Source organism: Myxococcota bacterium (genome assembly GCA_039030075.1).
GTDB lineage: Bacteria > Myxococcota_A > UBA9160 > UBA9160 > SMWR01 > JAHEJV01.
In genome coordinates this window covers 151570-172999 of the sequence record JBCCEW010000010.1, presented here as the reverse complement: position 1 = coordinate 172999, position 21430 = coordinate 151570, and the positions used below count along the sequence as shown (strand labels likewise).

Below are 21430 nucleotides of genomic sequence, written 5' to 3'. Positions count from 1 at the left end.
ATGGCTTCGCGGAAGCAGGCCCACCTCGACCTGTGCGCCGAAGAGGACGTCGAGTACCGCGGCAGCACGCTGCTCGAAGAGGTGCACCTGCTCCACCACGCGCTCCCCGAGCGCTCGCTGGCCCAGGTGGACACCGCCGTCGATCTCTTCGGCCGCCGCTGGTCCGCCCCGATCTACATCGCGGGCATGACCGGAGGCACCGAGCGCGCAGGCGAAATCAATCGCGCGCTCGCCGCCGCCGCCCAGAAGACAGGCCTGGCCCTCGGGCTCGGCTCCCAGCGACCGATGTGGACCGACCCCGAAGTCGCGGCCAGCTATCGCGTTCGTGACGTGGCCCCCGACGTGGTGCTGTTCGGGAATCTCGGGGCCGTGCAGGTGCGCGACGTCGGTACGGACGCCGTGGTCGAATTGGCCGAAGCGGTCCGCGCCGATGCGTTCTGTGTCCACCTGAACGTCGCCCAGGAGTTGGTTCAGGACGAAGGAGACCGCGACTTCCGGGGCTGTCTGAACGCGCTGGCGGAGCTGGTCGACCGGCTGGCCGTGCCGGTCATCGCGAAGGAAACCGGCTGCGGCTTCTCGCCGCCGACGCTCGCCGCGTTGCAGGAGACCGGAGTCGCCTGGATCGACGCCTCCGGATCGGGCGGGACGAGCTGGCCGGGGGTCGAGGCCCTGCGCGGTTCGAGTCGTCAGGCGGCGATGGGCGGGGTCCTCCGCGAGTGGGGGATCCCCACGGCCGCCAGCGTGCTCTACGCGCGACAGGCCGGCTATCGGACGCTCGCGTCCGGGGGCATCCGCAACGCACACGATGTGGCGCGCGCCCTGGCGCTGGGGGCGGAAGCGGCCGGGCTGGCCCTCCCGTTCCTGCGCGCCTATACGCGGAACGGTGTCGCGGGCGTGATGAGTGCGGCCGAAGAGCTCATCGAAGGGCTGCGCTCGCTGTGCTTGCTGTCAGGAGTCGCGCGGCCCGCGGACCTCGTGCGCGCGCCGCGCGTCATCGGCCCCGTGCTCGAGCGCTGGGCGGCCGGTCCCGTCGATGCCTCGGCCGGGGAGGGCGCCTGACGTGGAGTCCCGCCCCCGACCGCGCCTGGTGGCCGCTGCGTCCGATGAGTCCTCGAGCAGCGGGGAATCGAAGGCGACGGGTCAGAAGGCCCAGACCCAGGACCGCATCGTGAGCGCTGCGATGTCCTTGTTCGCGACGGGCGGCTATGAGCGCACCAGCATCGCGGCGATTGCCGAGCAGGCGGGCGTCAGCCGTTCGGCCGTCTTCTGGCACTTCGGCGACAAGGAGGGCCTGTTCCGCGAGGCCTTCCGGCGCATGCTCGGGCCCTTCTTCGCGGAGATCCAGGCCGGGCTCCGCGGTGTTCCTCCGCGCGATCGCGTCCTGGAAATCCTGGCGAAGTACGAGCGGGTCGTCGACGAGAACGAGCCGACGATCCGTTCGATCGTGCGCTTCCTGCTCGAGAGCGAGACTTTGCGCAAGATGCTCCAGGATGCGCTGTTTCCGCTGCACGACGGTCTGATCGCCGACGTGCGCGCGGCCCTCGTGGCCGACGGAAAGAACGACGCGGAGGGGCGCGCGATGGCGGCGGCCCTGGTCGCGCTGCTCGACGGCAACCTGCTCCTCGGCATGCTCGATCCCACCGCGGCCAACCGCGATCTGCGTCGCGCAGGGCTTCGCCACATCGCGAGCCGGGTGTTCGGGCCCGACGACGATGGCTAGCGCGGCCGTTCCGTCCCCGCCCGTGCGCGAAGGCTGGCTCGACGATCCCGCGCTGGCGCCCGAGGCGATTCTCGGCCGGATGGCGGGGGAGAACTTTCCCGTCGCGCTGCGTGCACTGCGGCCCGCGATCCGCGAGGCGCTGGTCAGCGTCTATGGCGTCGCGCGCCTGATCGATCAGGTGGGTGACGCAGCGAGCGGGGATCGCCTGGCGATCCTGGACGCCCTCGAGACCGACGTCGACGCATCACTGGTCGGCGAAGCGCAGCATCCGCTCCTCCGGCGGCTGACTCCGGTCGCCCGGACCCATGGACTCACGCGGGAGCCCTTCGTGGCGCTGATCGACGCGAACCGCTGGGACCAGCGCGCGCCCGACCTCGCCAGCGAGGCCGAGCTCGACGCCTATTGCGCCTTGTCGGCGGCGCCGGTAGGCGCGCTGGTGCTCGCTGTCTTCGGCGCCAGCACGAACGAAAACCGGAGCGATTCCGATCGGGTCTGCGCCGCCCTTCAGGTATTGGAGCACTGTCAGGACGTGGCCGAGGACGCCGCCGCCGGGCGCTGCTATCTGCCCGGCGACCTGCGTCGCGCAGCCGGCGTCACGCGCGCCGATCTGGAGCGGGTCCCGGCCCCCGCAGCCCTGTGTCGGATCGTGGAGCAACTGGTGGTGCGCGCCGAGCGAGACCTCGCCCGCGGTGCCTCGCTGTGTGCGCGTCTCTCGGGTCCCGCCCGTTTTGCCGTTTCGGGCTTCGTGGGCGGCGGGCGGGCGACCGCCGACGCCCTGCGCACCGCCGGCTTCGACCCCAACCGTGCGCCGGTCCGACCCCGAAAGCTCCGTCTCGCGCGACGGGCCTGGCAGGCCTGGCGCGGAATGGCGGTGGCGTCGTGACGGGAGCGCCGCGCGTTGCCGTGGTGGGTGGCGGCCTGGCCGGGCTTCGCGCTGCGGTGACCTGCACCGACGCGGGCGCCGAGGTGCGTTTGTTCGAGGCGCGCGCGCGGCTGGGCGGAGCCACCTGGTCGACGCGCAAGCGCGGGCTGGTCGTCGACAACGGACAGCACGTCTTCATGCGCTGCTGCACCGCGTACCGGTCTTTCCTCGACCGCCTTGGCGTGGCCGAGCAGGCGTGGCTCCAGGATCGCCTCGCGGTGCCGGTCGCCGCGCCGGGGGGACCGCGCGCGTGGATCCGGCGCCAGTCGTTTCCGGCGCCGGCCCATCTCGGCGCGAGCCTGCTGCGCTTTCCCTACCTGCGACCGGCGGAGCGCGTGCGCGCCGGTGTGACGGCCCTGCGCGTCACGCGTCTCGACCCCGACGACGAACGACTCGACCGCGTGTCCTTCGGAAGCTGGTTGCACGACGCGGGTGTGCGCAGCGAAGCCGAGCGCGCGTTCTGGGATCTCTTGATCCGGCCGACGCTGAACCTCCCCGGCGAGGAAGCGTCGCTGGCGTTGGCGGTGAAGGTGCTGCGCACCGGATTCCTGGACACCTCCGACGCCGCCGACATCGGATTCGCCGCCGTGCCCTTCGAGGCCCTCCACGCCGACCCTGCGCGGCAGGCGCTGGAGCGCGCGGGGGCCCGGATCGAAACCCGCGCTGCGGTGTCGGCGATCGATTGTCACGACGAAGGCGTGCGCCTTCGCGTGCAGGGCGCCGAGGTGGAGGCCGACGCGCTGGTGCTGGCCACGCCGCCCGAGGTGGCGGCGGAGCTGGCGCCGGACGTCGCGGGGCTCGACCGACACGGCCTCGCGCAGCTCGGACGTTCGGCGATCGTGAACCTCCACCTGTGGTTCGACCGCCCGGTGCTGGACGTTCCCTTCCTGGCGGGCTGGAACACGCCGCTGCAGTGGATCTTCGACCGCACGCGCGCCGCCGACGTCGACCGCGGCCAGGTGCTCACGGTGTCGCTCTCGGCGGGCGACGAATGGCTGGGTAAGAGCAACGCGGCGCTGCGCGAGATCTTCCTGCCGGCCTTGCACGCGCTGCTGCCCGCTTCGCGCGAGGCGAAGCTGCTCGAATTCTTCGCGGTCAACGAGCCCGCCGCGACCTTCCGCCAGGCGCCGGGCTGCCGGTCGTGGCGACCGAAGAATGCGACGAAACATCCGCGGCTCTGGCTCGCGGGGAATTGGACCGACACTGGTTGGCCGGCCACGATGGAGAGCGCAGTGCGGAGTGGAGAGGACGCGGCCCAGGGACTCCTGCGTCGACTCGGAACCTGGGAGACCTCGGTATGACGGATCTACAGGCGAACGCCCGAGCCGCGCTCGAGCGCGCGCGCGATCACCTGCTCGAGCGCCAGAACGAAGCGGGCTGGTGGAAAGCCGAGCTCGAGACGAACGTCACGATGGACGCCGAGGATCTCCTGATGCGGGAGTTCCTCGGGATCCGCACGCGCGAGGAGACGGCGCTCGCGGCGAACTGGATCCGCTCGCAGCAGCGGGCGGACGGTAGCTGGGCCACCTTCTTTGGCGGCCCGCCGGACCTCTCGACGACGATCGAGGCCTACGCGGCGCTGCGCCTGGCCGAGGATCCGCCCGAGGCCGAACACATGAAGCGGGCGCGCGAGGTCGTCCTCGGCCTGGGAGGCATCGAGCACTCGCGTGTCTTCACGCGCATCTGGCTCGCGCTCTTCGGCGAGTGGCGTTGGGACGATCTGCCGGCGCTGCCGCCGGAAGTGATGCTGCTGCCGTCGTGGTTCCCGCTCAACATCTACGACTTCGCCTGCTGGGCACGGCAGACGATCGTCCCGCTCACCATCGTCGGGGCGCACCGCCCGGTGCGGCCCCTGCCGTTCTCGCTGTCGGAGCTCCGGGCGGGGGCGCGGGTCGAGGAGCAGCATCCGTTCTCGACCTGGAAGGGACGCTTGCAGCGGCTCGACCGCGCGCTGCAGCTCTACGAGAAGCGGCCCCTGCGCAAACTGCGCGAGCACGCCATGCGGCTCGGTGCCGAGTGGATCATCGCGCGGCAGGAAGCCGACGGCTCCTGGGGCGGGATCCAGCCGCCCTGGGTCTACTCGATTCTGGCGCTGCACCTGCTCGGCTACCCGATGGATCACCCGGTGATTCGCAAGGGCCTGTCCGGACTCGACGGTTTCTTGATCGAAGAGGGTGACGAGCGGCGTCTCGAAGCGTGTCAGTCACCGGTCTGGGACACGGCACTGGCGATGGTCGCGCTTCGCGATGCCGGCGTGGCGCCGGACCATCCGGCGATGCAGCTCGGCGCCGACTGGCTGCTGCAGGAGGAGATCCGTATCCCCGGCGACTGGTCGGTGCGGCGTCCGAATCTCCCGCCGGGCGGCTGGGCCTTCGAGTTCGACAACGACCGCTATCCCGACACCGATGACACCGCCGAGGTGATCCTGGCGCTGCGCGCGGTCCAGACCGGCGACCCGGACGCGCTCGAAGCGGCGATCGCTCGCGGCGTGCGCTGGACCTTCGGTATGCAGTCGGCGGACGAGGGGTGGGGCGCGTTCGACGTCGACAACACCCGGGCGATCTGTCGCGAGCTTCCCTTCTGTGACTTCGGTGAGGTGATCGACCCGCCGTCGGCCGATGTCACGGCCCACGTGGTCGAGATGCTGGCCGAAGAGGGGAAGGGCGACGACCCGCGCGTCCAGGGCGGGGTGCGTTGGCTGCTCGCGAACCAGGAAGACGACGGCAGCTGGTTCGGACGCTGGGGCGCGAACCACCTCTACGGTACGGGCGCCGTCGTACCGGCTCTGGTGGCGGCGGGGCTGCCGACCGACCACGAGGCGATCCGCCGGTCCGTGCGCTGGCTCTACCGCGTGCAGAACGACGACGGGGGCTGGGGCGAGGACCTGCGCTCCTATACCGATGAAGGAGAGCCGGGCCTCGGCGACTCGACGGCGTCGCAAACGGCCTGGGCCCTGCTCGCTCTGCTGGCAGCGGGCGAGCGCGGTGCCGCGATCGATCGCGGGATCGCCTGGCTCGTCGACACTCAGCGCGGGGACGGGGACTGGAACGAGCCCCAGTTCACCGGAACCGGGTTTCCCGGTGACTTCTACATCCGATACCACCTGTATCGGTTGAGCTTCCCGATGATGGCGCTGGGCCGCTATCTCGGGCTGCGACCCGAAGGACATTCGGCGTGAGCGCCCCCGCGTCGAGCGGGATCGTCTGGGCGAGCGGAATCGTCTGGGCGCCGCTGCGCCTCGAGGCCTGGGCGTTGCGGCTCGGCGCTCCCGGGCTGCCGGTCGTGCGCTGCGGCCTGGGCCCGGCGCGCGCCGAGGCGGCCGCGCGTGCGCGCGCGTCGCAACCGGGGGCCTGGCTGGTGCTCGGCCTCTGTGGCGCCACGGATCCGCGCCTCCGGGCCGGCGACGTCTTCGTGCCCGACGCCGTGCGCTTGCCCGGGGGCGGCGACCGTCGGCTGTCCGCTGCGTCGCTGCGGGCGGCCCTGGCCGACGCGGGCTTCGCGTTCGCCGAGGGGCTCCTCGCGAGTGCCGATCACGTGGTCCGCGGTTCCGAGCGGGCTGCCTTCCACGCCGCAGGTGTTCGGGCGGTCGACATGGAATCGGCCTGGCTGGCCCAGCACGCCGGCGACCGCGACCTCGCGGTGGTGCGCGTGGTCGTCGATGCGCCGGATCAGGAGCTCCGCGAAGCGGGCTTTCCGCTTCGCGCATGGCGCGGTCTCTCCACACTGCGCCGCCTCGCCCCCTTGATCTCCAACTGGATGGGAAGCCACGCGCTGCCCGTCACTCCTCTTCCCGCCGTGAGGTAACGCGATCCGATGGGTGTTCCGATCTCTCAAATGGCGACCGTCGCCACCTACCTGTTCAAGCAGAAGCTCCAGGGAGTCGAGCGCTACCCGCTCGTCCTGATGCTGGAGCCGCTGTACCGCTGCAACCTCGCGTGCGCGGGGTGCGGCAAGATCCAGTACCCGGGCCACGTCCTCCGGCGCCAGCTGTCCGTCGAGGAGTGCATGGCCGCGGTGGACGAGTGTCCGGCGCCGATGGTGAGCATCCCCGGCGGCGAACCGCTGCTCCACCCCGAGATCGATGCGATCGTGCGCGGACTCGTCGAGCGCAAGAAGTACATCTACCTGTGCACGAACGCGATCCTGCTCGAGGAGAAGCTCGATCTCTTCGAGCCGAGCAAGTACCTGAGCTTCAGCGTCCACCTGGACGGCCTGCGCGAAGAGCACGACGCGGCCGTCTGCCGGGACGGCATCTTCGACAAGGCGGTGTCCGCGATCCGAGCCGCGCTCGATCGCGGCTTCCGGGTGACCACGAACACGACGCTCTTCGATGGCAGCGACGCCGATCGCACGGCCGAGTTCTTCGACATGGCCATGGACCTCGGGGTCGAGGGCATGATGGTGTCGCCAGGCTACGCCTACGCGAAGGCACCCGACCAGGAGCATTGGATCGGCCGGAAGCGCACGAAGGCGTTCTTCCGCGACCTCTTGAATCGCAAGGGGGCGAAGCGCTGGCGCTTCAACCAGTCGCCGCTCTTCCTCGAGTTCCTGGCGGGAGCCCACGACTACGAGTGCACGCCGTGGGGGATGCCGGCGTACTCGGTCTTCGGCTGGCAGAAGCCCTGCTATCTGATCCAGGACGGCTACGCCGAGAGCTTCCAGGAGCTCGTCGAAGAGACGCAGTGGGAGAACTACGGCCACGCCAGCGATAACCCGGCCTGCCAGAACTGCATGATGCACAGCGGCTTCGAGGCGAGCGCGGTGGAAGCGGCCTTTGGTTCGCCGAAGGGCATGTTCCAGATGGTGCGGGCGCTGCTCTTCGGGCCCCAGGTCCAGGCGCCGACGACGCCGGCGCCGGCGGCGGCACCGCCGTCGCTCCCGGTCCCGGAATCGCTGCGCGGCTGGGAAGCGCCCGCCAGCGCCGAAGCGCTGCGCGAGGCCTTCGACTACCGGGGCGACGCGACCCTCACCCTCGACGACGGCAGTGAGCGCGTGGGCTATCTGGTCGCCAACGGAGACGCGGAGGTGCGCGTCTACGAGAAGGGACAGACCGCGCTCACCCGCATTCCGCGCGAGCGGATTCGCCACGTCGCGCTCTCCGGCCGCGATCCGGTGAAGTGGCAGCCCATCGCCGAGGTGCCCAGCGCTCCCTGACGTGCATGGCCCGGGCGTGCAGGGGCGGACCCGGGCACGTCTTCCGCTCCTCAGCTCGGCCTGATCATCCGCGGCCGGCTCGGCGAGGTTCGCTACCCGTTGGGCGCAGCGCGACACCCGGTCGCGCGCGACCCATTCGTTAGGAGGGGGCATGGAGGAGCGGGCATGGCCGATCGGCTGAAGGGCAAGGTGGCCGTCATCACCGGAGCGGCCCGCGGTACGGGCGCCGAGATGGCGCGCGCATTCGTCCGCGAGGGCGCCCGGGTGTGGATCGCCGACGTCCTCGAGGACGAGGGGCAACGGATCGCCGACGAGCTCGGCGAGGCGGCGCGCTTCGTCGCGCTCGACGTCACCTCGGAGGCAGCCTGGCAGGAGGCGGTCGCGGCGGTCACCGCACGCGACGGCGGACTGCACGTGCTGGTGAACAACGCCGCGATCCTGCGTCTAGCGTCGTTCGTCGAGACCAGCGGTGCCGACTTCGAGGCGCTGATGAAGGTGAATCAGCTCGGACCCTTCCTCGGCATGCAGGCGGTCTTTCCCGCCATGCAGGGGCACGGCGCCGGGTCGATCATCAATCTGTGCTCGGTGGACGGCGTGAGCGTCAAGAACGGGGTGTCGGCATACGCGTCGACGAAGTGGGGGCTGCGCGGGCTCTCGAAGGTCGCCGCGGTCGAGTTCGGGAAGTACGGCGTGCGCGTCAACACGATCTGCCCCGAGGCGGGCGGGCCCGAGATGGTGCGGCCGTACCTGCCCGAGGGCGTCGACCCGGAACTCGCGATGTCGTTCCAGTGGCCGATCCTGGCGTCGAACCGCGATCGCACGATTCAAGAGCGACTCGGAGACATCGCCCACCTGGCGATCTTCCTGGCCTCGGACGAGAGCCTGTCCTGCACCGGCGGCGACTTCGTGATCGACGGCGGCCACTCGGCCGGGCGGCTGTTGAAGGGCGGCCCGGCGACCTAGCCGGGCTCGATCGTGGGCGTCAGATGACGCCCTGTTCGCGCAGCTTCGCGACGTCGTCCCAGCTGTAGTCGAGCAGCTCGGTCAGCAGCAGCTCGGTGTGCTGGCCGTGTTCGGGCGCCGCGCTGCGCACGCTGCCCGGCGTTTCCGACAGGCGGACCGGCACGCCCACGTACTGGGTGGTGCCGTGGCTCGGGTGGTCGAAATCGACCACGTAGTCGTTCGCGCGCATCTGCGGGTCCTCGGGCAGATCGTCCACGCTGTTGACGATTGTGAAGATGAAGTCGCCGCCGTCGCGCAGCATCTGCAACCACTCGGCGCGGGGCCGCTTCGCGAAGGTGGCGTCGAGCTCGGCCACGCAGGCCTCGCGGTTCACGCCGCGCGGGCCCATCGTTTCGAAGCGCTCGTCGTCGGCGAGTTCCGGGCGCTCGATCGTGTGACAGAAGTCCTTCCAGTAGCGATCGGGCTGGAGCATGCCGAGTGCGATCCAGAGACCGTCGCCGCACAGGTAGTGGTTCCAGAGCGGGTTGAAGGCGCCGGCACGCGGCACGCGCGGGAAGGCCGCGCCGTTGATGAGCCGCGAGTGCAGCGACAGGCCCTGCAGGAAGCTCATGCTGCCCAGGTGCGAGGCGTCGACGACCTGGCCCATCCCGAAGCGCTCGCGCGCGATCAGAGCCGCCATCACCCCGTAGGCGAGGAGGATGGCACCCATCTGGTCGGCGATGCCGCCGCCGATCGGCAGCGGCGGCATGTCGGGTTCGCCCGCGGCGAACATGATCCCCGAGCGCGCCAGGCCGAGCTGGTCGAAGGAGGGGTCGCCGCTCTCGGGCCCTTCGGGTCCGTAGCCTGTCGCGTTCGCGTAGATCAGCTGCGGGTTGCGGGCGCGGAGCGCGTCGGCGCCGAGCCCGAGCCGATCGGCGACGCCCTTGCGGAAGTTCTGGACGAAGACGTCGGACTTCTCGGCGAGCTGGTACACGATCTCGCGCGCCTCGGGCTGCTTGAGATCGAGAGTGAGGCTCTGCTTGTTGCGGTTGTTGGCCTCGAAGTAGAAGTTGGGCCGGTCCGATTCCGTGCCCGCCATGGCCACGATTCCGCGGCCGGGGTCGCCCCCGTCGCGGCTCTCGATCTTGATCACCTCGGCACCGAGATCGCCGAGCATGGCGCTCGCAACGGGACCTTGCTGCCAGATCGTCCAATCGATCACTCGCAGGCCTTCGAGGGGCATCGGCATGGCCATTCCTCCGAGACGTCGCTCCGGGCTCCGGTTCCGAGACTGGACGCGGCTCCAGGACGTCGACGCCATTCAAGCGCGCGCGACCCGGTGGGGTCAACGGGGGCTGGGGTCGACAAGGGGTCAGGGGCAGGGAATCAGGGGACGAGGTAGTTGCCGCCCGAGAGGCGCGTGGCCTTCGGGTCGACCTGGACGTGCACCACCGAGGTCTGGCCGCTCGCGAGGGCCCGCTCGAGGGCCGGGCGGATGTCCTCCGGCGCCTCGACCCGCTCGGCGTGGCCGTCCACGAGCTCGGCGAACTTCTCGTAGTGGGCGGGCAGGAGCGACGCGACCCGGGGTGCGCCGGCCGGAAACATGCCGTCCTGGATCATGTGGCCGGCGATGCCTTCGTTGTTCGCCACGACGAACACCACCGGCGCGCCGACGCGCACCGACGTCTCCACCTCGAGCGCGGCGGCCCCGAAGGCATAGTCCCCGAGCACGGCGATCGAGGGAGCCTCGGGCCAGGCAAGCTTGGCGCCGAGCGCGGACGGGACGCCCGTGCCCATGCAGCCCGTGGTGCCGGCGTTGAAGAGCTTGCGCTCGCCATAGGCCGGGAGCACCTGACGCGCGATCCCCATGATCGTCTCGCCGTCTGCCGAGAGGCTGGCGTCGCGCGGGGCGACGGCCCGCACCTCGGCGACCAGCCGATGGGGGTCGATGGGACGGGCGTCGGACTCGAGCGAAGGCCGCAGGCGGGCCTCGTTCTCGTCGCGTGCGATCGCGAGGCGCGCGGCCCAGCCGCCCTTCGTGCAGGCGAGCGGGGCGTCACCGAGGGCGGCGTCGAGGGCCTCGGCGGCGATTCGCGCGTCGGCGACCAGGCCTGCGTCGAGGTCGGCTCCGCTGTAGAACTCCGCCGACTCGACGTCGATCTGGAAGAGCTGGGTTCCCGGCGCGAAGCGCTGCCCGAACCCGAAGATCCAGTTGAAGCGGCCGCCGATCATCACCACCACGTCGGCTTCCTTGAGCGCGAGGGAGCGCGCGCTGTTCGCGAAACCCGGGTGGTCGTCGGGGATGGTTCCGCGCGCCATCGGCGACGTGACGTAGGGGAGGCCGCGGTCGGCCAGCTTCGCCAGGGCCGCTCCGGCGCCGGACCAGGCGGCGCCCTTGCCGATCGCGAGCAGCGGCCGCTCGGCGTTGCGCAGGGCGTCGGCGATGCGGTCGATGGCGTTCGGGTCCGGGTGGGGCAGGGCGATCTCGGGAGCGCGGCTGCGCATGCGCACGCTGTCTTCGCTCACACGGTGGGCCACCCAGTGGCCCGGGAAGTCGAGGTAAACCGCGCCGGGCCGGTCGCTGGACGCCTTGCCGAGGGCCAGGTGGACCAGCTCGGGGATGCGCGGGGTGCTGTCGACCTCGAGGGTCCATTTGCAGGCCGGGCGCGCGAGCGCGCGCTGGTCCGCCTCCTGGAACCCGCCGAGGCCGCGGGTGGGTCCGTAGGTGGAGCCGCCCAGGACTACCAGGGGCATCGCGCTCTCGGTGGCGACGTGCATGGGCGTGATGGCGTTGGTCATGCCCGGGCCCGAGCCGACCACACAGACGCCGGGCTTTCGCTTCGCCCAGCCCCAGGCCTGTGCCATCAACCCGGCGGATACCTCGTGACGGCAGTTGACGACGCGGATGCCCGCTTCGACCGCCCCCGAGAGCACTTCGATCATGGGCCCGGCGACGACAGTGAAGATCGTGTCGATCCCTGCGGCCTTGAGCTGGCGGGCCGCCAGCTGGCCTCCGTTGGCTTCGCTCATGCGCCTTCCCTCCCGCGCCCGCGCGGGGGCGGGCGCATCCTATCACGCGAGACCGAGGCCCCTGGTCAGCGGGCTAGTGGGCTCGGTAACGTCCGCGGGATGGGGGAACGCTCGAATCGATCCAGGTCTCGCGAGCAGCCGCGGCTTCGCGACTGGCTGGCCACTCCTGGCTTTTGGGTGACGTTCGGCGGGTCGTTGCTCTTCTTCGACGTGCTGCAGCGTGTCGCCTACCGCTTCGGGCGCGCGCCGCAAGAATGGGTCGCCGGCATCCTGCAGCGCTGGCTCATCCAGGTGTGGAAGGTGGCGGGCACCACCCTGCAGGTGGAGCGCGACGAGCGCATCCTGCCCGGCGAGCCCTACCTGATCGTCGCGAACCACCAGAGCATGTTCGACATTCCGATCTTCGGCGCGCTGCTCTTCTCGAACCGACCGAAGTACATCTCGAAGCGGGAGCTCGCCAAGGGCATCCCCAGCATCTCCTACAACCTGCGGGTCGGCGGGCACGCCCTGATCGATCGTGACGATCGGGCCGGTGCGACGCGCGCGATCCGTGAGCTCGCCGCCCAGGTGAAGGAGCGCGGCGTCTCGGCCGTGATCTATCCCGAAGGCACCCGGGCGCGGCGGGGGGCACTCGGGAAGTTCCGTCCCGCCGGCGCGCTGGCCCTCTTCGACGAAGCGCCGGACGTCCCGATCGTCACCGTGACGATCGACGAGTCGTGGCGGCTCCTGCAGTTCAACCTGTTCCCGGTGCGCTTTGGGACGAGAGTTCGGGTCCGCATCGGGGCGCCCGTGGCGCGCAAGCCCGATGAGGACCGGCGCGTGCTGCTCGCAGACGCACGCCACGAGATCGAGTCGACGCTCGCGCGCTGGCGCGGTACGCCGCCGCCGGAGGAGAAGGAACGTGTCGTCGCCTGAGGCCGAAGGGAAGGCGCTGCTGCGTCGCTGGTACGACGAGATGTGGGGGCCGAAGAACTTCGCCCTCGTTCCCGAGCTGGCGGGGCCCGAGTACACGCGCCACGACGTCGTCGGGGATCGCACGGTGACGGCCGAGGAGTATCGGGATCAGATCACTGCGAGCTGTAGTCGTTGGGTCATCTCCGACTTCCACTATTTCCTGATGGCCGAGGGCCATTTCGTCACCGCGATCGGCACGTGGAAGATCAACGGCGAGATGCAGTGGGACTGGGTCCAGACCTTCCGCTGGGCCGAGGGCAAGCTGGTCGAGACCTGGTTGCCCGCCATGGCGACCGAGGGCCGCTGGACCCCCGACGTGCTGCCGCGCTGATCGGGGCTGCCGGGCCTGCGGGCTGCCACTCACGCGTGTGCAACCGGACGCGATCCGCTCGGAGCCAGCGATGTGAGGCCGAGGCAGGAGATTTCGGCGTGTCCCGCGGGGCATATAATCGACTTGCAGGTTGTACGCGATCTCCTTGAATTTGTTTTGAAACCTCGTTCGTGTGCTGGTCACCGCGCAGGAGAAGTGGCGCGGTGAGGGCCCAACACCTTGATTCTTCACGCGAATTTTTTCGCGTGGGGCCTCGTTCCTGGCTTGACGCCGGCATTGGCAAGGCTCAGGCTACTTTCCGCGGCGAAACCCGCGTGACCCATCCGGTCGCAGGTGGCACATACCTGCCAGCGGCGTGGGCGTGTAGCCGTGCTGCAAAACTTGGGTGTGGCGTCCCGCGCGTACCCCCCAGCAATTTGGAGAGATCATGCTCGTTCGTTCGCTGAAGCGCCTCGTCCGCGAGGATGACGGCATGGAAATGGTCGAGTGGTCGATCGTTGGCGTGGTGTTCGCCCTGGCGGGCGCGCTGCTCTGGTCGACGCTCAATACGAACATCCAGACGGCCCTGCAGAACATCGGGACCTGCGTCTCCACCGGCAACTGCGGTGGTGGCGGAGGAAACTGATTCGTAGCGTCGCCTAGGAGGTCTGGCGCCTCCGGCCGAGCCATGCGACAAGAAATCGCCCTGCCGACGCGCGACGTCTCGCAGGCGGGTGCGAGTACGACGCTTGGGCTGTCTTGTCTCCTGGCCCTGGTCACGGCTGCCGGGTTTCTCTGGACTGCACGGGACACGCCGCTGCCCGCCATCGAGTGGGCAGCGGCGTTCCTATTCGTGGCCGTCGCCTATGACGTCTACGCCCTGCGCATCCCCAACTGGCTGACCTTCGGCGCTCTGGGTGCCGCTCTGGTCTTCGCCGGGGTGATGGGCCTTTCTGCGTTCTGGGAAGCCCTTGGCGGGGCAGGGCTTGCGCTCGCCGTGCTCTTCCTTCCCTTTCACGTTCGCTGGCTCGGCGCCGGCGACGTCAAGGCGATGATGGCGTTGGGTGCGCTCTGGGGTTCCAGCCACATCCTGGGCGTGCTCTTCTGGGTAGTCGTGTCCGGGGGTGTCCTCGGCCTCTCCTGGATCGCCCTCCGGGGCGAATTACCCAACCTGGTGAGTCGCTGGGTCGACAGCCTGCGGGTAACATTCTTGTCGCGTCAGGCCACCTACTTCCCACCGGCTCCAGGATCGGTTGCGAGCGGAGGGCTGCCCTTCGCCCTCGCGATTGGCATCGGGGCTTGTTGTTACCAGTTGTGGGGGTCCGCATGGATGTAGCGCGATGGCTCGAGCGAGTTCGTTCGCGCACCCGTGCCCGCGGGGGAATGGCGATGGTCGAGATGGCCATCATCCTTCCCATCCTATTGCTGGTGATGTTCGCGATCGCGGAGATGGGCCTGCTCTTCAACCGCTGGTTGACGCTGAGCAACGCCGCCCGCGAAGGCGCCCGCCACGCCATCGTCTATCGCGACAACTGTGTCGCAGGCATCGTGAAGACCGAGATCACCAATCGGGTGCTCGACTTCGCGGAAGCCGGTGCGATTCAGCGCAATGACGTGGCGGTCGCGTTCAGCAACAACGAGATCGCCGACAACGTGTGCGCAGGCAGCGGCACCCAGGTCTTGGTGCGCGCCAGCATCGATTTTCCCTTCCTCTATATCCCCGGGCTCGGCGCGCTGCGCAGTCCCGGCATCCTGCCCGGTTCCCTCAACGTCGGTCACTCTGCAGTCATGCGGAACGAGTAGACCCCCTCACCTGAGTCCAACCCCCCGTGCAAAATCGCCGCGCTGTCCTTTTCCTGGTACTGGCTGTGGTTCTCGGCCTTGGCGCCGCCTTCATGGCGCGCAACTGGCTCGAGAGTCAGACCCAGCAGTCTCCCACCTACGCTCGCACGGCCACCCCGGTGGTGGCGATGCGCAATGACGTGCCTGCCGGGAGTGTGCTGGCTGCTGCGGACTTGATCACGGTGGACTGGCCCCTGGGCTTTGTGCCTCAGGGCACCTTCGACTCCCTGGATCGGCTCGAAGGCCGGGTGCTCCGGCGCGCACTCGCCAGTGGCGAGCCGGTGCTCGAATCGGCCCTGTTGCCGAAGGGCTCGCCGGGTGGCCTGGTGTCGATGATCGATCCGTCCCTGCGCGCCATCTCGGTGAAGGTCGACCCGGTCGTCGGCGTGGCCGGTTTCGTGGTGCCGGGCTCTCGCGTCGACGTGATCACGACGCTGCGCCGCTTGGATCGCGACAACCCGATGCCCTACAGCAAGGTCATCCTGCAGAACGTGAAGGTGCTGGCCATCGACCAAAAGGTCGAGGCGTTCGGCAGCCGCGACCCCGAGCCGGCCCAGGTGGTGACTCTCGAGGTGAACACCGAGCAGGCCGAGTTGCTGACCTACGCGGTCCACGAGGGGAAGCTGCAGTTGGCGCTGCGTCACCCGAAGTCGGACGAAGTGGTCAACACGCCCAGCGTGACGGTGGGCGATGTGTTGGGCGATGTCGCCATCGTGCTTCCGCCGAAGCCGGTCGTGGTGCAAAAGCCGCGGCCGCGACCCCGTCCCAAGACCAACGTCGAGGTCGTGAAGGGCGCCGAAGTGTCGGTCGAGAGCTTCTAGTTCCGTGCGCTTCTCTGTCACCGACCCGCAACTCTCTCGCACACACCGGAGCGAATGATGCAGAACCCGGCTGCCAGGCCCGACGCGGGCCCGTCGTTCGCCCTCTGGTGGGGAAGTCTCCTGCTGTCGCTCGCCTTCCTGGCGAGCGCTGCGTCTGCGGCGACCCAGTCGCGGCGCGAGCTCGTCCCGACCGGCGCGCGCGCCACCATCTATCTCGAGGCGCCCGGAAGCGCCGACGACACCCTGCGTGAGCTCTATATGGAGAAGGGGAAGTCGGTGTTCATCCGCACCGCCTATCCCGTGCGCCGCGTGTCCGTAGGCGACCCGTCCGTGGCCGACGTCGTGCCCCTGCAGTCCACCGAGCTTCAGTTCGTCCCGAAGACCGTGGGCAGCACCAACGTGGTGATCTGGAGCACGTCGGGCCAGATCGAGGCGGCGATCGACGTCCACGTCGGCCGGGCCTTCTCCTGGATCGAGCGCGAGATCCGCCGCGTCGTCGACGTCGGCGACGTGCGCGTCGACTCGGCGGGCGAGTCGATCGTCCTGACCGGCTCGGTCCCCGATGCGGCGACGGTCGAGCGCGTGCTCGCCGTGGCGTCTGCCTACTTCAAGAAGAAGGACGAGAAGGAAGAAGGCGAGGTCATCAACCTGCTCACGGTGGGCGGCAACCAGCAGGTGATGATCGAGGTGACCGTCTCCGAGATGTCGCGCTCGCTCACGCGCACGATTGGCACGAACTTCGCCGCGAGCATCGTCCAGAACGGAGAGCGCACCTTTGATGTGTTCAATTCCATCGATGGTCTGGCGAGGCCCGATCAGGTCGAGGTCGGCGGAGCACTTCAAGAGATCGTCGAGTTCTCGGACCAGGTCAACTTCATCGGTTCCGCGTTTCCGATCGGCACCGGCGTCTATCAGTTCTACGTGAATGCCCTGGCCGAGACGGGGCTCGGCAAGGTGCTTGCCGAGCCAACCCTCGTCGCACGGACTGGTGAGACGGCGCGCTTCTTGGCAGGCGGGGAGGTGCCGATTCCGATTGCCCAGGCCGGCAACAACAACTCGATCACGATCGAGTTCAAGGAATTCGGGATCGGGGTCGCTTTCACACCCACGGTGATCCACGACGAACGCATCCACCTCGTCGTCGAGACCGAGGTGAGCGAGCCCGACTTCACCCTGTCGACGACCTTGGCAGGCTTCACGACGCCGGGTTTCCGGACGCGACGCGCCTCCACCGGCGTAGACATCGGGGACGGCCAGACCCTCGCCATTGCGGGCCTGCTCAGCGAAGACCTGTCGGCACGGAGCTCGGGCTACCCGCTGCTGAAGTCGATCCCGATCCTGGGCTCACTGGTGCGTAGCTCGACTTGGGAGAAGACGACTACGGAGCTCGTGTTGTTGGTGCGGCCGCGCCTCGTGAAGCCGATTGGTGACGAACTGCCGCCGCTCCCCACCGACTATCTCGATGAAGCGAACCCGTTCGAGTTCTATCTGCTGGGGCGGGTCGAGGGCTTCGACGACCTGCGGCCCGAAGAATCCGAGGGGCCGCCCGAGGCGGGCCTGATCGGGGAAGCGGGTTACCGGCTGCCCGCCACGCCCGAGAACGGAGGCAACTGATGGCGCGGATGACGATCGCAGCGCTGGCGTTTCTGGTCCTGGTGTGGGCCGGCTGCCAGACCCCCCTGGATCGCGCGTACTCGCGATCGCACTCCGACTACGTCGAGCGTTCAATCGAGAATCCGGAAGCTGGGGGCGAGGACTCGCCGGAGCTCGACGCCGCGAGCACCACGAACGCGATGTACAAGTACCGGAAGCAGGAACGGACCACTCCGGAAGACGAATCGAAGTCGATCATCAACGTGGACATCGACTAGAGCGAAGCATGACGCGACCCCCCTGCAAAGATCGCAAGCGCGAAGGCGGTACGGTGATGGTGCTCGTTGCGGGCACTGCGATCACCCTGATGCTGCTTGCGGCGCTGGCGATCGACGTGGGGTTCGTGTGGGCCGGCCGCACGCAAGGTCAGGGAGCGGTGGACGGGGCGGCAATGGCTGCCGCCGCGAACCTGATTTCCGGCACCGGAGAGTTCGTCACCTTCGAGGCGGCACGCGTGGCCGGGAAGCAAGTGGCGCAGAACAACATTTCGGTGCGCGACCTCCAGCTCCAGCTCAACGACGCCGACTTCCGCGCGGGAAACTGGGACCCGGAGACGGGCGTGTTCACTCAGTCCGGAGTCTTGACCGATCCCGATCTCGTGACGGCGATTCGCGTCGAGCTACGCCAGGACGGATCCGACAACCCGCCGCCGCCGCTCTTCCTGGCCAATGCCCTCGACCTCGGCGGGGTGCCGAGAGATCCTGAGGACCAGTCCGCGCCGACTCAGGCCCCCACGATCACGGTGCGAAACCAGGCGATCGCCTATCTGGGCTTCCCCGGTGATTTCGGCGAGCGCGAACTCGAATTGCCAATCGCCATCGATGCGGGCGAGCTGAGCAGTGACAGCGATGGCTGTGGCGTCGACTATTGCGAGAGCATCATTCCGGCCCCGAATGCGTGCTCCCTGGACAATCCGCAGGGTGGCGATACGCCGGGCAACGTGACCTGTCTCGCCTTCAACACCAGCATCAACCACAACGCGTGTTGGACGTCTCTGAACGGCGATTCGGTGGATGTGCTCACCCTGCGCAACCGCATCCGTGGCCAAGGAAACCCCGACCCCCTCCAGGCGGGCGACAGTGTCGACGTGGCCCAGGTCGGCTTCCCGGCAGTGCTCCACTCGGACTTCGCGGAGCAGGAACTCCGCGACGCCTTCTACGGCATCAACGATCCGTTCTGGGTCTCGGTGGGGCCGCAGGCAGAAGATCGCTACCTCGGCGTCGCGGAAGACTCGTGGGTCGTGAGGCTACCGGTGATCGAGAACCAGGACACGGATTTCTGCAGTGGTACCGCCCGCGTGCTCGGCGCTGTGTGTTTCGAGATTCGCGAAGTGACCGCGTTCCCGGATCCCTTCTCGATCAAGGGTCGGTTTCTCTGCCCGACGTCACCCGACCCGATCATTCGCGCCCGTTTTCAGGAGTACTGCTCGATCTTTCCGACCGACGACGATGCGGAAGCCCTGAATGCTGGCCCCGGTGGCTGTAATTTCGGTCTGCGCGCAAGCCGCGCGGTGTTGGTGCAGTAGTCATGGCTCGAAGTTGCGTTGTCTATACCGCGAGTGCTCCGCTCCGGGACCTGAGTGAGAAGCTCTCCGAAGACGGGGTGGTTCACCTCGCGGCGAGCGTGGCGGCTCCGAACGAGCTGCTCGAAGCCGTGCGCGACCACCGCCCCGATCTGGTGCTCGCTGATCTCGGCTCGATGCCCGATGCCGTGCTCGACCTGCTCGACAAGCTGCCGACGCCGCGCCCGCGGCTGATCGTGACCGGGCCTCAGGACCGGAGTGGTCCGATTCTGCGGGCCATGCGCATGGGCGTGCGCGAGTACATCGATTCACCGCCCAACGAGGGCGAGCTGCGCCGGGCCGTCGAAGAGGTGACGGCCGATCTCGAAGCGGCAGCCGCCGCCGACCCGCCGGCGAAGGCCATTGCGGTGATGGGCGCGAAGGGCGGCTGTGGTGCGACGACGGTGGCGAGCCAGCTGGCCCGCGCCCTGCGACGCACCGGGGGCCGGGTGGCGCTGATCGACCTCAACCTGCCGCTCGGCGACGTCACGCTCCACTTCGACATCCAGCCCGCCTACAGCGTGGCGAACATCGCCCGCGAGAGTGAGCGGCTCGACCCGACCTACTTGCGGACGCTTCTCCACGGGCCGGCCGAGGGCGTACAGATCCTCGCGGCTCCGGCGCGGGCCGAAGAGGCCGAGCTGGTACGTGGCCAGCACGTCGAGCAAGTGCTGACCCTGCTCCGCGAAGACTTCGACTGGGTGGTGCTCGACGTGAGTCGTGCCTGGAGCGACACCACGGTTCGCGCGCTCGATCTCGCCGATCAGATCCTGCTCGTCACGCTGATGGACGTGCCCACCCTGCACCACACGCGCCAGCACCTCGACCTGCTCGAGCGGCTCGGGCATGCCGGCGAGCGCGTCCGGCTGGTGGCCAACCGCTACTCGAAGAACGATTCGGTCACCGACCGCGATCTCGACGAGTTCCTCGACCGCGGCCTCGACTTCCGGATCCCCAACGCCTATCGCACGGCGCTCGCCTGCGTGAATCAGGGCGCCTGCGTCAGCGACGTCGCGCCGCGCAGCGCGCTGGCGACCGCCTACACCCAGCTGAGCGAAGCCCTCCATGAATGGTGCGGCCTGCAGGTCGCCGAAGAGGGCGGAAGCGCCCTGGGCCGCGCGGTCCGTAACATCTTCCGGAGCTCGTGATGGCGCTCCGTGACCGACTCCGCAGCGACGTTCCCGAGGCCCCGAAGGCCCTCGAGAAATCGCCGCGGCGGCCGCGCGGCGATGAGCCCGGGCCGGAAACCGCCTATCAAGAGCTCAAGAGCCGGGTCCACAACCGCCTCTTCGAACTCATCGACCTGGCGCGTCTGGGCAAGGCCTCGGAAGAGCGCGTGCGTCAGGACGTCGCACTCGCCACCCGCCGCATCCTCGAAGAGCAGCGCGTGCTCTTCACCCTCGAGGAGCGCGAGCGGGTCGTCAAGGAGATCCAGGACGAGGTCTTCGGCCTGGGTCCGCTCGAGCCGCTGCTGGCCGACCCGACCGTGTCCGACATCCTCGTGAATGGTCACGCGATGATCTACGTGGAGCGCATGGGACGCCTGGAGCGCACGGTGGCGCGCTTCAAGGACGACCTCCACCTGATGCGCATCATCGAGAAGATCGTGTCGAGCGTCGGCCGCCGCGTCGACGAACTCAACCCGATGGTCGACGCGCGTCTCGCCGACGGCTCGCGTGTGAACGCGATCATCCCGCCGCTGGCCCTCGACGGCCCGCTGCTCTCGATTCGTCGCTTCCCCGCCGACCCGCTCGGCGCCGAAGATCTCGTCGAGCTCGGCACCATCACGCCGGCCATCGTCGAGCTCTTCCGCGGAGTGATCGGCTCGCGACTCAACGTCCTCGTTTCCGGCGGTACGGGCGCCGGTAAGACGACGATGCTCAATGTGCTCTCGAGCTTCATCAATCCGAACGAGCGCATCATCACGATCGAGGACTCGGCCGAACTCCAGATGCACCAGGCCCACGTCGGTCGGCTGGAAACGCGGCCGGCGAGCATCGAAGGGAAGGGCGAGGTCACCCAGCGCCAGCTGGTGATCAACGCCCTGCGGATGCGTCCCGACCGCATCATCCTGGGTGAGGTCCGTGGCTCGGAAGCCTTCGACATGCTCCAGGCCATGAACACGGGCCACGACGGCTCGCTCACCACGATCCACGCCAACTCGCCGCGCGACGCCCTGTCGCGGATCGAGAACATGGTGGCGATGACCGGCCTCGACATTCCGCAGCGGGCGATCCGCAGCCAGATCTCGTCGGCCATCCACGTGGTCGTACAGCTCGCGCGCCTGGCCGACGGTCGCCGCCGGCTGGTGAGCCTCTGCGAGATCACCGGCCTCGAAGGCGACATGATCAGCATGCAGGAGATCTTCACGCTCGAAAAGCGTGGCCTCGACAGCGACGGCGTGCTCCAGGCCGAGATCGTGTCGACGGGGATCCGCCCGCACTTCGCCGACCAGCTGCGGGCGAGTGGCGTCGAGCTGCCGCCGGAGATGTTCGAGCGACCGCCCCGCGAGAGTTGGTGA

The 21430-nt window shown here is 69.0% G+C and carries 20 protein-coding genes and 1 pseudogene; 19 read left to right on the top strand and 2 right to left on the bottom strand.

The genetic code is table 11. The features are described 5' to 3' along the window. The 8 genes and pseudogenes from fni (at position 1) to AAF430_12995 (ending at position 8759) form a co-directional block, all read left to right on the top strand. Complete coding sequence (gene fni / locus AAF430_13030; protein ID MEM7411152.1) at positions 1-1059, top strand: type 2 isopentenyl-diphosphate Delta-isomerase; 1059 nt, start codon at positions 1-3, stop codon at positions 1057-1059. 1 nt (position 1060) lies between these two features. Then, entirely contained in the window at positions 1061-1720 is a 660-nt protein-coding gene (locus AAF430_13025) for a TetR/AcrR family transcriptional regulator (protein ID MEM7411151.1), read from the top strand. Further along, complete coding sequence (locus tag AAF430_13020) at positions 1713-2603, top strand: squalene/phytoene synthase family protein (protein ID MEM7411150.1); 891 nt, start codon at positions 1713-1715, stop codon at positions 2601-2603. Before AAF430_13025 ends, AAF430_13020 begins: the two co-directional genes overlap by 8 nt. Then, positions 2600-3943 (top strand): hydroxysqualene dehydroxylase HpnE, encoded by a 1344-nt coding sequence (hpnE, locus tag AAF430_13015; GenBank protein ID MEM7411149.1) that lies wholly within the window; start codon positions 2600-2602, stop codon positions 3941-3943. Before AAF430_13020 ends, hpnE begins: the two co-directional genes overlap by 4 nt. Then, positions 3940-5820: a squalene--hopene cyclase gene (gene shc / locus AAF430_13010; GenBank protein MEM7411148.1), complete on the top strand. Its 1881-nt coding sequence runs from the start codon at positions 3940-3942 to the stop codon at positions 5818-5820. Before hpnE ends, shc begins: the two co-directional genes overlap by 4 nt. Then, positions 5817-6446: a 1-hydroxy-2-methyl-2-butenyl 4-diphosphate reductase gene (locus AAF430_13005; GenBank protein MEM7411147.1), complete on the top strand. Its 630-nt coding sequence runs from the start codon at positions 5817-5819 to the stop codon at positions 6444-6446. Before shc ends, AAF430_13005 begins: the two co-directional genes overlap by 4 nt. Positions 6447-6455: 9 nt before the next feature. Further along, a pseudogene (hpnH, locus tag AAF430_13000) lies at positions 6456-7457 on the top strand (adenosyl-hopene transferase HpnH). A 504-nt stretch (positions 7458-7961) separates the two neighbouring features. Then, the gene (locus tag AAF430_12995; GenBank protein ID MEM7411146.1) at positions 7962-8759 is read left to right on the top strand and encodes an SDR family NAD(P)-dependent oxidoreductase; all 798 of its coding nucleotides are present in this window, start codon (positions 7962-7964) and stop codon (positions 8757-8759) included. A gap of 19 nt (positions 8760-8778) precedes the next feature. On the opposite strand, the gene AAF430_12990 is transcribed toward AAF430_12995, so the two are convergent. Both AAF430_12990 and AAF430_12985 read right to left on the bottom strand, forming a co-directional pair. Next, entirely contained in the window at positions 8779-9987 is a 1209-nt protein-coding gene (locus tag AAF430_12990; protein ID MEM7411145.1) for a CoA transferase, read from the bottom strand. A 137-nt stretch (positions 9988-10124) separates the two neighbouring features. After that, positions 10125-11768: a thiamine pyrophosphate-binding protein gene (locus tag AAF430_12985; GenBank protein MEM7411144.1), complete on the bottom strand. Its 1644-nt coding sequence runs from the start codon at positions 11766-11768 to the stop codon at positions 10125-10127. Between the two features lie 177 nt (positions 11769-11945). Here AAF430_12985 and AAF430_12980 point away from each other — a divergent pair, with 177 nt between their 5' ends. The 11 genes from AAF430_12980 to AAF430_12930 all read left to right on the top strand — a co-directional run bounded on the left by AAF430_12980 (position 11946) and on the right by AAF430_12930 (position 21430). Continuing rightward, on the top strand, positions 11946-12683 hold the full coding sequence (locus AAF430_12980) for a lysophospholipid acyltransferase family protein (protein MEM7411143.1): 738 nt from the start codon (positions 11946-11948) through the stop codon (positions 12681-12683). Then, entirely contained in the window at positions 12670-13053 is a 384-nt protein-coding gene (locus AAF430_12975) for a nuclear transport factor 2 family protein (protein ID MEM7411142.1), read from the top strand. Before AAF430_12980 ends, AAF430_12975 begins: the two co-directional genes overlap by 14 nt. A 427-nt stretch (positions 13054-13480) precedes the next feature. Beyond that, positions 13481-13678: a hypothetical protein gene (locus tag AAF430_12970; GenBank protein ID MEM7411141.1), complete on the top strand. Its 198-nt coding sequence runs from the start codon at positions 13481-13483 to the stop codon at positions 13676-13678. Between the two features lie 42 nt (positions 13679-13720). Next, positions 13721-14368: a prepilin peptidase gene (locus AAF430_12965; GenBank protein MEM7411140.1), complete on the top strand. Its 648-nt coding sequence runs from the start codon at positions 13721-13723 to the stop codon at positions 14366-14368. Between the two features lie 53 nt (positions 14369-14421). Next, positions 14422-14835, top strand: coding sequence for a TadE family protein (locus tag AAF430_12960; protein MEM7411139.1), 414 nt, complete (start codon positions 14422-14424; stop codon positions 14833-14835). Positions 14836-14861: 26 nt separating this feature from the next. Then, positions 14862-15695 (top strand): Flp pilus assembly protein CpaB, encoded by an 834-nt coding sequence (cpaB, locus tag AAF430_12955; protein MEM7411138.1) that lies wholly within the window; start codon positions 14862-14864, stop codon positions 15693-15695. Between the two features lie 57 nt (positions 15696-15752). Then, the gene (locus tag AAF430_12950) at positions 15753-17309 is read left to right on the top strand and encodes a type II and III secretion system protein family protein (GenBank protein ID MEM7411137.1); all 1557 of its coding nucleotides are present in this window, start codon (positions 15753-15755) and stop codon (positions 17307-17309) included. Next, entirely contained in the window at positions 17309-17566 is a 258-nt protein-coding gene (locus tag AAF430_12945; protein MEM7411136.1) for a hypothetical protein, read from the top strand. Before AAF430_12950 ends, AAF430_12945 begins: the two co-directional genes overlap by 1 nt. Positions 17567-17574: 8 nt before the next feature. Beyond that, positions 17575-18873 carry a TadG family pilus assembly protein gene (locus AAF430_12940; GenBank protein MEM7411135.1) on the top strand — a complete coding sequence of 433 codons (1299 nt, stop codon included), beginning with the start codon at positions 17575-17577 and terminating at the stop codon, positions 18871-18873. Between the two features lie 2 nt (positions 18874-18875). Further along, positions 18876-20057, top strand: a complete 1182-nt coding sequence (locus tag AAF430_12935) for a cellulose synthase operon protein YhjQ/BcsQ (GenBank protein ID MEM7411134.1) — start codon at positions 18876-18878, stop codon at positions 20055-20057. Further along, the gene (locus AAF430_12930; GenBank protein MEM7411133.1) at positions 20057-21430 is read left to right on the top strand and encodes a CpaF family protein; all 1374 of its coding nucleotides are present in this window, start codon (positions 20057-20059) and stop codon (positions 21428-21430) included. The genes AAF430_12935 and AAF430_12930 overlap by 1 nt, the downstream gene beginning before the upstream one ends.

What these genes read in the sequence shown, in the direction of transcription:
- AAF430_12935 (MEM7411134.1), top strand. Translation starts at nt 18,876, where the DNA reads ATGGCTCGAAGTTGCGTTGTCTATACCGCGAGTGCTCCGCTCCGGGAC.
- AAF430_13020 (MEM7411150.1), top strand. Translation starts at nt 1,713, where the DNA reads ATGGCTAGCGCGGCCGTTCCGTCCCCGCCCGTGCGCGAAGGCTGGCTC.
- AAF430_12995 (MEM7411146.1), top strand. Translation starts at nt 7,962, where the DNA reads ATGGCCGATCGGCTGAAGGGCAAGGTGGCCGTCATCACCGGAGCGGCC.
- AAF430_12960 (MEM7411139.1), top strand. Translation starts at nt 14,422, where the DNA reads ATGGTCGAGATGGCCATCATCCTTCCCATCCTATTGCTGGTGATGTTC.
- AAF430_12930 (MEM7411133.1), top strand. Translation starts at nt 20,057, where the DNA reads ATGGCGCTCCGTGACCGACTCCGCAGCGACGTTCCCGAGGCCCCGAAG.
- AAF430_12940 (MEM7411135.1), top strand. Translation starts at nt 17,575, where the DNA reads ATGACGCGACCCCCCTGCAAAGATCGCAAGCGCGAAGGCGGTACGGTG.
- AAF430_12965 (MEM7411140.1), top strand. Translation starts at nt 13,721, where the DNA reads ATGCGACAAGAAATCGCCCTGCCGACGCGCGACGTCTCGCAGGCGGGT.
- AAF430_12985 (MEM7411144.1), bottom strand. Translation starts at nt 11,768, where the DNA reads ATGAGCGAAGCCAACGGAGGCCAGCTGGCGGCCCGCCAGCTCAAGGCC.
- shc (MEM7411148.1), top strand. Translation starts at nt 3,940, where the DNA reads ATGACGGATCTACAGGCGAACGCCCGAGCCGCGCTCGAGCGCGCGCGC.
- fni (MEM7411152.1), top strand. Translation starts at nt 1, where the DNA reads ATGGCTTCGCGGAAGCAGGCCCACCTCGACCTGTGCGCCGAAGAGGAC.
- AAF430_12990 (MEM7411145.1), bottom strand. Translation starts at nt 9,987, where the DNA reads ATGCCGATGCCCCTCGAAGGCCTGCGAGTGATCGATTGGACGATCTGG.
- AAF430_12945 (MEM7411136.1), top strand. Translation starts at nt 17,309, where the DNA reads ATGGCGCGGATGACGATCGCAGCGCTGGCGTTTCTGGTCCTGGTGTGG.
- AAF430_12970 (MEM7411141.1), top strand. Translation starts at nt 13,481, where the DNA reads ATGCTCGTTCGTTCGCTGAAGCGCCTCGTCCGCGAGGATGACGGCATG.
- AAF430_12950 (MEM7411137.1), top strand. Translation starts at nt 15,753, where the DNA reads ATGCAGAACCCGGCTGCCAGGCCCGACGCGGGCCCGTCGTTCGCCCTC.